This is a genomic window from Streptomyces sp. NPDC019224 (assembly GCF_040632605.1).
Lineage (GTDB): Bacteria > Actinomycetota > Actinomycetes > Streptomycetales > Streptomycetaceae > Streptomyces.
The window spans coordinates 108,638-122,490 of record NZ_JBEYCF010000012.1; the positions used below are offsets into that span (position 1 = coordinate 108,638).

10 protein-coding genes are annotated in these 13,853 nt (G+C 71.4%); 4 read left to right on the forward strand and 6 right to left on the reverse strand.

The window, feature by feature from the left end; all coding sequences use genetic code 11:
* Positions 1-144: 144 nt before the first annotated feature.
* Positions 145-942: a putative protein N(5)-glutamine methyltransferase gene (locus ABZ564_RS10765; protein WP_360852918.1), complete on the forward strand. Its 798-nt coding sequence runs from the start codon at positions 145-147 to the stop codon at positions 940-942.
* Positions 943-1,167: 225 nt separating this feature from the next.
* Here the strand turns inward: ABZ564_RS10765 and tnpA are convergent, their stop codons facing one another.
* Positions 1,168-1,596, reverse strand: coding sequence for an IS200/IS605 family transposase (tnpA, locus tag ABZ564_RS10770; RefSeq protein WP_360852921.1), 429 nt, complete (start codon positions 1,594-1,596; stop codon positions 1,168-1,170).
* Positions 1,597-1,647: 51 nt separating this feature from the next.
* Here tnpA and ABZ564_RS10775 point away from each other — a divergent pair, with 51 nt between their 5' ends.
* Positions 1,648-2,862, forward strand: coding sequence for a transposase (locus ABZ564_RS10775; RefSeq protein WP_360852925.1), 1,215 nt, complete (start codon positions 1,648-1,650; stop codon positions 2,860-2,862).
* A 40-nt stretch (positions 2,863-2,902) separates the two neighbouring features.
* Here ABZ564_RS10775 and ABZ564_RS10780 read toward each other — a convergent pair whose 3' ends face one another.
* A complete protein-coding gene (locus tag ABZ564_RS10780) occupies positions 2,903-3,451 on the reverse strand; it encodes a hypothetical protein (RefSeq protein WP_360852928.1) in 549 nt (182 codons plus the stop codon).
* A 147-nt stretch (positions 3,452-3,598) separates the two neighbouring features.
* Between ABZ564_RS10780 and ABZ564_RS10785 the strand changes: the two genes are divergently transcribed.
* Entirely contained in the window at positions 3,599-4,354 is a 756-nt protein-coding gene (locus ABZ564_RS10785) for a transposase family protein (RefSeq protein WP_360852931.1), read from the forward strand.
* Between the two features lie 90 nt (positions 4,355-4,444).
* Here ABZ564_RS10785 and ABZ564_RS10790 read toward each other — a convergent pair whose 3' ends face one another.
* The 4 genes from ABZ564_RS10790 to ABZ564_RS10805 are packed head-to-tail and all read right to left on the reverse strand — an operon-like array spanning position 4,445 to position 10,636.
* Positions 4,445-4,780, reverse strand: a complete 336-nt coding sequence (locus ABZ564_RS10790; protein WP_360852934.1) for a hypothetical protein — start codon at positions 4,778-4,780, stop codon at positions 4,445-4,447.
* 23 nt (positions 4,781-4,803) lie between these two features.
* Positions 4,804-9,567: a putative T7SS-secreted protein gene (locus ABZ564_RS10795; RefSeq protein ID WP_360852938.1), complete on the reverse strand. Its 4,764-nt coding sequence runs from the start codon at positions 9,565-9,567 to the stop codon at positions 4,804-4,806.
* A 2-nt stretch (positions 9,568-9,569) separates the two neighbouring features.
* On the reverse strand, positions 9,570-10,226 hold the full coding sequence (locus ABZ564_RS10800) for a hypothetical protein (RefSeq protein ID WP_360852941.1): 657 nt from the start codon (positions 10,224-10,226) through the stop codon (positions 9,570-9,572).
* Positions 10,223-10,636, reverse strand: a complete 414-nt coding sequence (locus tag ABZ564_RS10805) for an SseB family protein (RefSeq protein ID WP_360852944.1) — start codon at positions 10,634-10,636, stop codon at positions 10,223-10,225. Before ABZ564_RS10805 ends, ABZ564_RS10800 begins: the two co-directional genes overlap by 4 nt.
* A 207-nt stretch (positions 10,637-10,843) precedes the next feature.
* On the opposite strand from ABZ564_RS10805, the gene ABZ564_RS10810 reads away from it, so the two are divergent.
* Entirely contained in the window at positions 10,844-13,834 is a 2,991-nt protein-coding gene (locus ABZ564_RS10810) for a bifunctional [glutamine synthetase] adenylyltransferase/[glutamine synthetase]-adenylyl-L-tyrosine phosphorylase (RefSeq protein WP_360852953.1), read from the forward strand.
* The last annotated feature ends 19 nt before the right edge of the window (positions 13,835-13,853 follow it).

Sequence of the window (13,853 nt, forward strand, 5' to 3'; positions counted from 1 at the left end):
ATCCCCGCACGGGGACATGACCAAGGAGGTGGGACCCATTACCGCTGTTTCGACCCGGGTGCTCCCCTCCTGTGAGCGCGTGGCCGACCGGACCTGACCCGGCCGCGGAGCACCCCTCGGCGTTTCTCCGAAAGGCTCCGCACCATGCCGGTCCCGCTGTCGCCGTCCGACCTCTCCTCCCTCGTCGTCACCCTCCGCTCCGCCGGCTGCGTCTTCGCCGAGGACGAGGCGGGGCTCATCGCCGCCACCGCCGCCGATCCCGCCGAAGTCGCCGCCATGGCCGAGCGGCGCGCCGCCGGGCACCCGCTTGAACACGTCCTCGGCTGGGCCGAGTTCAACGGGCTGCGGATCGCCGTGGACCCCGGCGTCTTCGTCCCCCGCCGCCGCACCGAGTTCCTGATCGACCGGGCCGTCGCCCTCGCCCCGGACCCGGCCGTCGTCGTCGACCTGTGCTGCGGATCCGGCGCGCTCGGCGCCGCGCTCGCCGCCACCCTGGACCGCGTCGAACTCCACGCCGCCGACGTCGAGCCCGCCGCCGTACGCTGTGCCCGGCGCAACGTCGGGGACCGGGGACACGTCTACGAGGGCGACCTCTTCGCCCCGCTGCCCGGCACCCTGCGCGGGCGCGTCGACGTGCTGCTCGCCAACGTGCCGTACGTACCGAGCGAGGACGTCGCCCTGCTGCCCGCCGAGGCGCGCGTCCACGAGCCGCTCGTCGCGCTCGACGGCGGCGGCGACGGCCTCGACGTCCTGCGCCGGGTCGCCGCGGAGGCGCCCAGCTGGCTGACCCCGGGCGGCAGCCTCCTCGTCGAGACGAGCGAGCGGCAGGCGGAGCGCGCCGCCCGGGTCGTCGCCGGCAGCGGGCTCGTGGCGCGGGTGGACTCCTGCGAGGAGCGGTACGCGACCGTCGTCACCGGGACACGGACTGCGGGTCCGAGGTGAACATCATCGAGTGCTGAGGACTATTCCTCGTCGGAGGTGAGGACGGTGCCTCTCTTCAGGTGATCCACGCCGTCGCCCGACAAGTGAACCGTTGCGCTGTGGGGTGGATCGATGAAGTCCATCCCTGATCTTGCGTGGGAATCCCGGCCTTCGGGCCGGGCGGGAAACGCATCCTAAGACCGGAGGCGCGAAGCGCCGGAGTGCTCTGCGCCTCCGTCTTGACGGTCAGGTGGGCCGCTTCTGGTTCTCGATGTACTCCTTGACGATGCTCAGCGGCGCCCCGCCGCAGGAACCCACGAAGTACGAGGGCGCCCAGAAGACGGACCCCATGCCGATCCGGTTGATCCGGCCGGTGTACTCGGCCCGCAGGTACCGGGAACTGACGCCCTTCAAGCTGTTGACCAGCTTGGACAGGGCGATCTTCGGCGGGTAGTGGATGAGCAGGTGGACGTGGTCGCCCTCGCCGTTGAACTCGCGTAGGTCGGCCTCGAACTTCTGGCACACGTCCCGCATGACCGCCTCGCAGCGGGTCAGCATGTCGTCGTCGAAGATGTCCCGCCGGTACTTGGTGACGAACACCAAGTGGGCGTGCAGGTGGTGGATGACGTGGTTTCCTCGGCGGATATCAGGGTCTGGTTCCCAGCGTGGTGACATCCGCCAAGCGGATTATGATCACCGAACCGACGTGGAAAGGGGGTGGGCCGGATGATCCGTGCGTACAAATTCCTCATGCGGCCCACCGTGGGCCGGCAGATCGCTTTGGGTGAGATGCTGCGGGATCACTGCGGCCTCTACAACGGTGCGCTCCAAGAGCGCCGCGACGCCTACCGGCATGTCTCCAGGACGAGCGTCAAGTACGGGCAGCAGTCCGCGCAGCTCAAGGAGATCCGCGCCTTCGACCCGGAGCGGCACGGCCGGTGGTCGTTCAGTTCGCAGCAGGCCACCTTGCGCCGGTTGGACAAGGCGTTCGCCGCGTTCTTCCGGCGGGTCAAGGCCGGTGAGACGCCGGGCTGTCCGCGCTTTCGCGGGGTGAACTGGTTCGACACGGTCGACTTCCCCAAGGACGGCGACGGCTGCCGGTGGGATGCCACCCCGCACGACCCGGTCACCCGCGTCCGACTCCAAGGCGTCGGGCACGTCAAGGTCAACCAGCACCGTGCCGTTCTCGGCAAGGTCAAGACCGTTGGCGTCAAGCGCGAGGGCCGCAAGTGGTTCGTCGTGCTGACCGCAGAGCAGGACCGGCCCGAACCGCTTCCGGCGACCGGAAGCGTGGTCGGCATCGACATGGGCATCGCCTCGTTCCTGACCGACTCCAACGGCGTGCACGTCGAAAACCCGCGTCATGCCCGCAAGGCCGCCGCGAAGCTCGAAGCAGCACAACGGGCCCTGTCGCGGTATCCGCGCCGCAAGGCGAAGAACCGCACCAGGAAGCACCAGCGGGCCGTGGAGCGCGTCGCCAACCTGCACGGCAAGGTCCGCCGCCGGCGCCTCGACCACGCGCACAAGACCGTGCTCGGCCTGGTTCGTGAGCACGACCTCATCGCGCACGAAGACCTCAAGATCCGCAACATGAGCAAGACCGTTGCATCCAAGCCGGACCCCGACAAGCCGGGCGCCTTCCTGCCCAACGGGGCAGCGGCGAAGACCGGACTCAACCGCTCGATAGCTGACGCCGGTTGGGGGGTGTTCCTCACGATCCTCACCAGCAAGGCTGAAAGCGCCGGTCGGGAAGTGATCGCCGTGGACCCCCGCAACACCTCCCGCCAGTGCCCCGAATGCGGGCACACCGCGAAGGAGAACCGGCCCACACAGGAAAAGTTCCACTGCGTCTCGTGCGGCCACCGGGCACACGCCGACGTCGTAGGAGCAACCAACGTTCTACGGGCCGGGCCGGTCCGTCGCAACGCCAACCCGGCATAGCGAGAAGCCCCGTCATTTATGGCGGGGAGGAGTCACCTGTTCATCCGTCGGCGGCGGTGAGGACGACGCCTTTCTTCAGGAGGCCGACGCCGTCGCCCGAGAGCCGGACGATGGCGCCGTAGGGCGGATGCAGAGACTCCGCCGTCTGCCCGTCGCGCTCGATCCGGTCGAGTCTCAGCACCACCGGGGCTCCGCCGGCCGCGCCGTCGGTGAGACGAACCCCGAAATCTGCCCCGGCGCGCACCACGCCACCGACACAGCGGGCCACGCACACGGCGGTCCCGGCACCCCGTTTCTCCACGGAATAGATCTGGAGCTCCCCGGCGGAGTCGTCAACGGCGCGCCGGGAGCCGCGCGCCCTGTCGATGTCACGTTGCAGCGCGCTGAAACGCGGCGGTTTCCGGCTCGCGTCGAGCACGACGACGTGCAGCCGGTCCCCGACCCGGGGCGGTGCGGCGTCCTCATCCCACCAGGAGGGGTGCTTCACTTGGTCGATGAACCCGGTCACGCCGTCGGCTTCGACGCGTGAGCCCACCGGAGCGACCCCGGTCACCGTGACATCCAGTTCCTGATCGTCGTCAAACGTCATTCGGGTCCTCCGAAGATCGAGATCCAGCTACGGAGCTGTTTCCAACCTGACGGCGATGTCCGTCACTTGGGCGGTTCTGCAGCGCGATGAAGCTCCTGGTAGGAGGTGTCACGACCAAGATCCACCGTGCCCCACCAGGAGCTTCGCGTGCTTGTCTACCCGTCGTCGATTGATCTGTCCACCCGCACCCTGCGCTATCTGAGCGCTCAACTGCATGCCCGGCGGCGGGAGGTCGGAACGCGCCGGCGGCGTCTGCCCGCAGGCCGACAGGCCCTGCTCGCCCTGGCCCACCTGCGATGCGGCGATACCTACGCCCAGCTCGCCGCCGGGTTCCGCATCGGCATCGGGACGGTCTACCGCTACGTACGCGAGGTCATCGACGTCCTGGCCGCCCTCGCCCCGACCCTGACCGAGGCGATGAAGACCATCCGGAGCAAGGCGTTCGTGATCCTGGACGGCACCCTCCTGCCGATCGACCGGATCGCCGCCGACACCCCGTACTGCTCCGGGAAACACAAGCGCCACGGCATGAACGTCCAGGTCCTCACCGATCCCTTCGGACGGCTGCTGTGGGCGTCACCCGCCCTGCCCGGGTCCGTCCACGACCTGACCGCCGCACGGACCCACGGGATCATCGACGCGCTCGCCGCGGCCGAGCTGAAGTGCTGGGCGGACAAGGCGTACCAGGGAGCCGGCCACCCCGTACGCGTCCCGTTCCGAGGCCGTCGCCTCAAGCGATGGCAGCGTCGGCACAACAGCACCCACGCCAAGATCCGCTGCCTCGGCGAGCAGGCCACGGCCACTCTGAAGGGCTGGCGCCTTCTGCGGAAGCTCCGCTGCAGCACCAACCGCATCACCGCGATCGTCCAGGCCGTACTTGTCCTTCACCACGCGTCAGCGTGAGGTTGGAAAGGGCTCACGGACCACGCCGTGAGCCCTGCTGCCGACCGGATGCCGGAGCTTCACGTGTTCCCATGTGTCTTCCACGGCTTCCTATTGGAACAAGAGGCGGTCGCTCACCGAAATTCGGGGCGTCACCTGAATCTCCAGGGAGCCCGCGCACTCGCCCGTGTGGAATTCGATTGAAATCCCCTTGGCCGAATTCCCTGAGGCGAAGGAGAGACGCGTCGCGCCTTCACGGAAGACGTCCAGCATCTCGACCCCCTGATCGTTCACCCAGCGGATCCTCACCGACCTCCCCACCGCATCGTAGGAAAAGAGAATCGACTGCCCTGCGTCATCGTGCAGGGTGAGAACCCGCGCGCCGCTCTCGTCCGCGTCCGGCCATTCACCGGTGGCCTCGTAGACCTCTTCATCGTCCGGGGTCAAGAACTCTCGGTACATGTTTGCCTTCACTTTTCAACGTACTTCGGCCAGTGACTCAGCTCGCCGTGAATGCTGACATTCGGTCCGCTGCCACGGAAGATGACGGTGGACAGCCTCTGTCCACCGTCCGGCAGGATCTCCCAGGTGCTCTCGACACCAAGGGCTCCGTGGGGACCGTAGAGGACTGATTCGGTCACACCGAACTCACCGCTTCCGCCGGGCCACTCCTTGCTGAACGTGCGCCCGAACGGCTGCTGGGCGGCATCGCTCAGGTGACCGGTGACGTACTCCCGCATCGCCGGAGTGTCCGGTATTCCGATCCGGTTGAGTTGCAGTTCGTTCTGGAGCGCCCTCGGCGAGTTGTGCGTGTTCGGCTTGATGTCCTTGTTGAACAGGTAATCGAGCTTTCGGGGGTCGACCTCTGCCTTTCCCGCGCTCCCTTCCCCCTTGTACGGAGAAAGGCCGAGCGGGTCCGTCCAGGTGTGCGGGTTGTGGACGTAGAGGGCCGGGTTGGGCGCGGGATCGAGACCGAGCGGATCCGGAGTGAGATAGCGGCCCGTGGCCGGGTCGTAGTGGCGGAAGACGTTGTAGTGGAGGCCGGTTTCCGGGTCGTAGTACTGGCCGGGGAAGCGGAGGGGGGTGTACGTGGTGCTGGTGCGGGGCCAGGCGGTGGTGCCCCAGAGGGTGGCGCGGGAGCGCCAGGCGGTGCGGCCGGTCTCGTCGATGAGTTCGGTGGGGGTGCCGACGAGATCGGTGGCGATGGCGAAGAAGCGGCGGTCGATCTCCGTCCGGCGGTCGTCGGCCGTGAGGATGCGTTCGGTCTGGGACAGCGGGGCCAGGCCGCGATGGTCCCAGGTGAGGGCGACCGTGTTCGGGTCGTCGGTGTGGTGGGTGGTCTGTTCGCAGAGGGTGGAGCCGTCCCAGGTGAAGCGGGTCTCCTCGGCCACCTGTCCGTCGGTGGTGAGGCGTTGCTTCGCGGTACGGCGGCCGAGCGGGTCGTAGCGGTAGCGCCAGCGGGTGCCGTCGGGGGTGGTGACGGAGGTCAGGCGGCTCTCTGTGTCCCAGGTGTAGTGCCAGGTGTCGGGCTTGCGGGAGAGCCGGGTCTTCCGGCGCAGGGTGATCCGGCCGAGGGCGTCGTACTCGAAGCGGACGTCTCCGGCGCGGGTGAGGGTGGTGCCGGTGTAGGCGCGGGAGCCGGTGGCCTCGGTGCCGGGGTGGGCGGGGGGCCAGGTGGCGGAGGTCTGGTTGCCGGCGTCGTCGTAGGTGTAGCGCTCGGTCCAGTTCTGAGCGTGGACGGCGGTGACGCGGCCCGCCGCGTCGAGGTCGAAGGTGCGGGTGCCGGACTTCCGGTCGGCGACGGATACGAGGTGGCCGTCGGCGCGGTAGGTGTAGGCGCGGCTGTTGACGGCCCGGGTTCCGGCGTCGATGTGCTGGGCGGTGAGGCGTCCGGCCTCGTCCCAGGCGGAGGTCATGGTCAGCGCGTCGTCGTAGGCGCGGGTGAGTTCGCGCCCTGCGTCGTCGTGGGTGAAGTCGATGCGGTGGCCGCCGCTGGTGAGGCTGCGGGCGAGGCCGTCGGGGCCGTACGTGTAGGAGGTGACGTGGCCCGTGGGGGTGGTGCGCCGGGTGCGGCGGCCCAGGACGTCATAGGTGTACGTGGTCGGGCGGCCGTCGACCAGTTCCGTCTTGATGAGTCCTCGGCGGTCGTACTGGTAGCGGAGCTCGCTGTCCGGGTCCACGGCTTCGAGCAGGCGTCCGGCCCGGTCGTAGGCGTACGTCGTGACCCGGCCGTCGACGTCCTTGCGGATCACCTGGCCGAGCGGGTCGCGTTCGTACGCGATGGTCCCGCCGAGGGCGTCGGTGCGGGCGGTGAGCCTGCCCGCCGCGTCCATGTCGTAGGTGAGGGTGCGGCCGTCGAAGTCGGTCTCGGAGACGAGGCGGCCCGCCGCGTCGTACTCGTAGGTCCAGGCCAGTCCCTGCGGGTTGATGACGCGGGTGAGGCGCAGTTCGTGGTCGTGCTCGAACTCGTGGCGGGCGCCGTCCGGTCCGGTGCGGGCGGCGAGGAGGTCGAAGTGGGTGTACTCGAAGCGGGAGACGCCGCCCGACGCGTCGGTGTGGGTGAGCGCGTTGCCCTCGCCGTCGTACGTCCATGATTCGGTGGCGCCGTCGGGTGCGGTGCGCCGGGCGAGCTGCCCGTCGGGGTGCCACTCCAGGCGGGTGACGCCGCCGGCCGGGTCGGTGACGCGGACCGGCCGGCCGAGGCCGTCCCGGTCGGTGCGGGTGACGGCGCCGGTGGGGCCGGTCACCCGCACGGTCAGGCCGGCCGCGTCGCACTCCACCCGGGTCGTGGCGCCGAGGGCGTCGGTGACCGAGGTGAGCCGGCCGGCGGTGTCGTAGGTGTAGCGGGTGGTGGCGCCGGCCGGGGCGGTGACCGAGGTGCGGTTGCCGCGTTCGTCGAACTCCTGGAGCACCCGGCTGCCGTCCGGGCCGATGATCTCCACCGGCAGGCCGGACGGGTCGCGCACGGTGCGCAGTTCGCCGCCGTCGGGGCCGGTGGTGGCGACGAGTCGGTCGTCCTCGTCGTAGGAGAAGGCGGTGCGCAGGCCCAGCGGGTCGGTCCGGGAGTGCAGGTTGCCGTGGGGGGTGTGGGTGAACCGGGTGGTGTGGCCGAGCGGGTCGGTGACGGCGAGCGGGAGGCAGCCGGGGCCGAAGAGGTGGCGGGTGCTGTGGCCGTCGGCGGTGGTGAGCGTCGTGGTGCGGTGGCCGGTCTCGGGGTCGGGTTCGGTGTACGCCAGGGTGATCTGTACGTGCCCGGCCTCGCCGCCCTCCGCGACGACGCGGTCCTGGTCGTCGTAGACGTAGTCGTAGCGGCTGTCGTTGGAGTCGATCCAGGCGATGACGCGGCGGCGGTCGTCGTAGACGAAGGTGGTCGTGGTGCCGGACGGCTTGGTGACGGTGGTGAGGGCGCCGTCCGTGTAGCCGTAGCTCATCAGGGGCAGGTCCGCGCCGTCCTCGCCCGCGCCGGCCAGGGACAGGGCGGTGATCCGGCCGTCGGCGGTCGTCAGGTTCAGCCGCCGGCCCGCGGAGTGGACCAGGGCCAGCGGCAGCCCGTCCTCGGCGCGGTCGACGCTGATCCGGTGGCCGTTGCGGTCGGTGATCTCGCCGAGCCAGGCCACGCCGTCGCCCCCGGGCTCCGCGCCGGACGGGCCGTCGAAGTCGAGGACCAGGCCGCTGTCGGGGTCGGTGACCGTGTAGTCGCCGTTCCCGTCGCGGGCCAGCAGCGTGCGGGCCCGCCCCGACTCCGGCCGGACGGGCGCGCCGGGGGCCGGGTGCGGGTAGCGGATCAGGAGCCCGTCGGCGGTGACGTGGACGACGCCGACGGAGTCGATCAGCAGGCGTTCGTCGACGGTGGAGGTCCAGGACGGTCCCAGGAAGCGGCCGGCGGTCAGGCCGGACTCGGTGCGGCGGGTGAACAGCAGCGGCAGGATGCCGGGGATCACGACGTCGGTCTGCGGCAGGAACATCCGGCCCGACGCGAGGTCGACCGGGTCGGTGCCGTCGGTGACGCGGCGGCCGTCGGGCCGGGTGTGGGTGCCCTCCGGGGCGTCGTCCGCCAGCCGCCGCAGCCGGGCGATGTCGGACGCCTCGTCGACGACGCGCAGGCCCTTCACCGCGGCGCCGCCGCCTCCCGTGGCGACGGTCAGCGCGAGGTCGGGGATCAGCCGGCCGACGCCCTCGGCCGGGTCCTTCATGAAGTCCTTGACCATCTGGCTGCCGGTGCCGACCGGGTCGTTGACGGCGACCACCAGACCGGCGGCCAGACTGTTGAGCGAGGTCACGTACTCGGCCGGGTGCGTGAGGTTGTACGGGTCCATCGGGTTGATGCCGCGCACGAAGTTGACGATGCCCGCCGACGCCTTGATGATCCCGCCGTCCAGGTGCATCCCCATGACCTGGGACTCCTCGAACCCGTCCCGCACCTGCTCCGCGTACGACGGCTTCTCCGGCGCCATGTCGCGCGCCGCCCGCACCGCCGTGCGCGCGGTCTCCGCCGCCGTGTTGCGCTGCTTGCGGGCCTCGGCCAGGAGATCCTGCGCGTCCTGCATCAGCTTCCTGCCCGGGTCGGTGAACGTCGACGCGGGCCTCGGGGGCAGGGTGGACGGATCGCGCTTGTCGGCCGGCTGGGCGTTGTAGCGCTCGACCGCGCTGTTGTAGGCGTCCACCTTCTCGCGGTGGGCGTCCGCAGCGTCCTCGGAGGCCTTCACCCCCTCCTTCCACTTGTCGATCGCCGTCTGCGCCTGACCCTGCGCCCAGGTGACGGTGTCCGCGAACGCGTCGAGCGCGTCCAGCGCCTTCGTACTGGCATCGGCGGCGGCGTACCACTTGGGCGGCTGGGTGCTCACCGCGGTGCGCAGGGCGTCGGCCGTCTCCCCCTTGAGCTCACCGGAGTTCAGGCCCTTGAGCCCGTCCCCGGTGCCGTCGAAGGCCGACTGGAACGCGCGCAGCTTCGCGACCGTGGCGTTGATCTTGCTGGGGCTGCCATAGATCAGCTTCGTCTTGTCCTCGGTCTGGCCGAGGTCCATCTCGTCGACCTCGGCGCCCATCCGGTTGGCGACCGAGCGGGACTGCTCGCGCACCCAGTCCGCACCGGACTCCCAGCCGACGTCGTCCAGCCGGTCGGCCGTCCAGTTCCCCGCGTCCTCGACGCGGTCACCGGCCCACTCCAGGCCGTCCTCGACCGCGTCCTCGACCGAGTCCGGCGTGAGGTCGCTGATGATGTCGCCGATACCCACGGTCAGTTGCCCCCCGGCTCACTCTGCTGCTGCGCCTGCTGCGCGCGTTCCTCCGGCGACGGGCCGAAGGTCTGGTCCAGCGCCTGGTCGAACCGGTCGTCGGAGATACCGAGCGCGCTGTTGAGCAGGTCGGACTGCCGGCCCCCGTAGCCCTCGGTGAGGACCGTGCGGCCGGTGTCCTTCCAGGTCTGCCCCATGTCCTGGCCGGCCTTCTCGAACGACTCCGGGCTGTAGTCCGGGTTCAGGTAGTCCGGCGTGAGGATGTCGCCCCAGCCCTGCTGCGCGATCTCCTCCTCGCTCGCGTGCGGGTTCCCGCCGAACAGGGCGTTGGCGCCCACCTTCATCGTGCCCGCGAGGTACTGGTCGTTCTCCCACTGCGTGCCCGCCGCCAGACCGAGGCGGTCCGCGAGCCCACTGGCGTCCCGCACCAACGCCCGTACGCCCCACTCCCAGCGCTCGCAGAAGTCCTCGAAGTCCACCGACAGACCGTGGTGCCCGGCCTCCATCCCGGTCATCGCCAGCTCCGAGAACCCCTTGCCCATCACCGAACCCGTGGCACCGCCCAGGTCCCCCAGCTCGTCGATCGTCGAGTTCAGCCCCTTGGTGAACTTCGCGACCGACGACTTGTCCAGATGCAGATCCGCCCCGTCGCCGCTCACGCCCGCACCTCCCGCGCCTCACCGGCGTCGACGGCGACCGCCTCGGGGACGATCCCGACGACCGGCGGGAAGAACATCGCCCCGTCCTCCGTCGCGACGTCCACGGCCAGACCGGCGGGCTCACCCAGCGCCGGCAGGATCTCGTCCACGATCCGCGCGCCCAGCAGCGCCGCGTAGTCCATGGGCCGGTCGCCCGGGGCGTGGTGCCGGGCGAACCGGGCCAGGGCCGCCTCGTCCGTGAACCCGTGGATCCACCGCACCCCGCCCAGCCGCGCCGACCACAGACGGTCCCCGGCCATCGGGACCAGGAGGACCGCACGCCGCATCTCCCCGACCAGCGCCCGCGGGTCCCCTGCCCCGTTCCTCCGCTCGGCCACGCGCTCGGCGAGCGCTGCCCCTGATCGCTCCACGGTCCCTCCCCCTTCGGCGGCAACTCACGACACCGTAGATCAGGACGCCCGACAGGACCGAGACGGTTCTCACCGAGCCGTTGTTCCGGCGGGCGGCGGGTCCGGCCGTCCCCGGACGGACCGGGCCGGGCTCGCGGGCTGATCCGAACGAAAGGCCATAGGCTTCGAAGTTGGAAGCTGATCGGACGGCGAGCGGGAGAGCGCGGGATGACCATGGTGCCGGGGCGCAGGAGCAGCACGTTCACCCGACTGCTGCGGCACGGTTTCACCGACCCGTCCGCCGCCGAACGCCTCCTCGACCTGCCCGACCTCTCCTCCGTACGCACCGATTCCGTGCTCCTCGACGCGCTCGGGGCCACCGCCGACCCCGATCTCGCGCTGCGCGGCCTGGTCCGGCTCGTCGAGGCGGAGGAGGCGGGGGAGCGGCAGATCCTGCTGGACACCCTCGTCACCGCCAAGCCCCTGCGGGACCGGCTGCTCGGGGTGCTCGGGGCCTCCGAGGCGCTCGGCGACCATCTGGCCCGCCATCCCCGGGACTGGCAGGCGCTCGTCACGTACGAGGCCGCCGATCTGCACCCCGGGGTCGCCGAATTCGAGCGGGAGCTGGCCGGGGCGGACGACCGGGACGCCCTGCGCGTCGGCTACCGGCGGTGCCTGCTGTCCATCGCGGCCCGGGACGTCTGCGGTACCACCGACCTCGCCGAGACCGCCGCCGAACTCGCCGACCTCGCCACCGCGACCCTGCGGGCCGCCCTCCGCATCGCTTCCGCCGCCGCCCCCGACGACGCCGCGCGGTGCCGGCTCGCCGTCATCGCGATGGGCAAGTGCGGCGGCCACGAGCTGAACTACGTGTCCGACGTCGACGTCATCTTCGTCGCGGAACCGGCCGACGGCGCCGAGGAGAGCAAGGCCATGCAGGCCGCCACCCGGCTCGCCTCCCACCTCATGCGGATCTGCTCCGACACGACCGTCGAGGGCACCATCTGGCCCGTCGACGCCAACCTCCGCCCCGAGGGCCGCAACGGGCCCCTCGTGCGCACGCTCTCCTCGCACCTCGCGTACTACCAGCGCTGGGCCAAGACGTGGGAGTTCCAGGCGCTCCTGAAGGCCCGGCCGGTGGCCGGTGACGCCGCGCTCGGCGCCGAGTACCTCGAGGCCGTGTCGCCGCTCGTCTGGCAGGCCGCCGACCGGGAGAACTTCGTCCCCGACGTGCAGAAGATGCGCCGCCGCGTCGTCGACACCATCCCCGCCGACCGCGTCGACCGGGAGCTGAAGCTGGGTCCCGGCGGGCTGCGGGACGTCGAGTTCGCCGTCCAGCTCCTCCAGCTCGTCCACGGCCGCAGCGACCCCGACCTGCGCCGCGGATCGACCCTGGAGGCGCTGGGGGCGCTCGCCGGGGGCGGTTACGTGGGGCGCGTCGACGCCGTCCAGATGGACGACGCCTACCGCTTCCTGCGTGCCATGGAGCACCGCATCCAGCTCTACCGGCTGCGCCGCACCCACCTCGTCCCCGACGAGGCGTCCGACCTGCGCCGTCTCGGCCGCTCCCTCGGGCTGCGCACCGACCCCATCGCCGAGCTCAACCAGGCGTGGCGGCGGCACGCCTCCGTGGTGCGCCGGCTGCACGAGAAGCTGTTCTACCGGCCGCTGCTCGACGCCGTCGCCCAGCTCGCGCCCGGCGAGTCCCGGCTCAGCACCGAGGCCGCCACCGCCCGTCTCGTGGCCCTCGGTTACGAGGACCCGGCGGCCGCGCTGCGCCACCTGGAGGCCCTCTCCTCCGGGGTCTCCCGCAAGGCCGCCATCCAGCGCACCCTGCTGCCCGTGCTGCTCGGCTGGTTCGCGGACTCCGCCGACCCGGACGCCGGGCTCCTCGGCTTCCGCAAGGTGTCCGACGCGCTCGGCAAGACCCCCTGGTACCTGCGGCTGCTGCGCGACGAGGGCGCTGCGGCGGAGAACCTCGCCCGGGTGCTGTCGGCCGGCCGGCTCGCCCCCGACCTGCTGCTGCGCGCCCCCGAGGCCGTCTCCATCCTCGGTGACCCGCAGGGCCTCGCTCCCCGCAGCCGGGAGCACCTGGAGCAGGAGGTGCTGGCCGCCGTCGGGCGTGCGGACGACGCGGAGACGGCCGTCGCGGTGGTGCGCGGGGTGCGCAGGCGCGAGCTGTTCCGCACGACGGCCGCCGACCTCATCGGCTCGTACGGTACGGAGGACAGCCCCGCCGAGTCCGACCCCGGCGCCCTCGTCGACCGGGTCGGCGGCGCCGTCACCGACATCAACGCCGTCACCATCGCCGGCGCGCTGCGGGCCGCCGTCCGCGCGGAGTGGGGCGACACCCTGCCCACCCGGTTCGCGGTCATCGGCATGGGCCGTTTCGGCGGGCATGAGCTGGGCTACGGCTCCGACGCGGACGTCCTCTTCGTCCACGAGCCGCGCGAGGGCGTCGACGAGCAGGAGGCGAGCCGGGCCGCGAGCCGGGTGGTCTCCGAGATGCGCCGGCTCCTCCAGCTGCCCACCGCGGACCCGCCGCTCGTCATCGACCCGGACCTGCGCCCGGAGGGCAGGAACGGGCCCCTCGTACGCACCCTGAAGTCGTACGACGCGTACTACCGGCGCTGGTCGCTGGGCTGGGAGAGCCAGGCCCTGCTGCGGGCCGAGCCGATGGCCGGGGACCGGGAGCTGGGGGCGGACTTCGTCGCGCTGATCGACCCGCTGCGGTATCCGGAGGGCGGCCTCGGGGAGGACGCGGTCCGCGAGATCCGGCGGCTCAAGGCCCGGATGGAGTCCGAGCGGCTGCCGCGCGGCGCGGACCCGGCACTCCACACGAAGCTGGGGCGCGGCGGGCTGAGCGACGTCGAGTGGACGGTCCAGCTGATGCAGATGCAGCACGGCCGCTCCGTGCCGGGCCTGCGCACCACCCGTACCCGCGCCGCCCTGGCCGCGGCCTGTGCGGCGGGCCTCATCCCCGAGGAGGACGCCCGGACCCTGGACGAGGCGTGGGTCCTGGCCACACGGGTCCGCAACGCGGTGATGCTCGTACGGGGGCGGCCGGGCGACACGTTCCCCTCGGTGCCGCGCGAGCTGACCGCGGTGGGGCGGTACCTGGGGTACGAGGAGGGGCACGTGGGGGACATGCTGGACGACTACCGCCGGGTCACGCGGCGGGCGCGGGGGGTCGTGGAGGAGCGGTTCTACGGGGGGTGACCGCGTGGCCGCCGGGGGT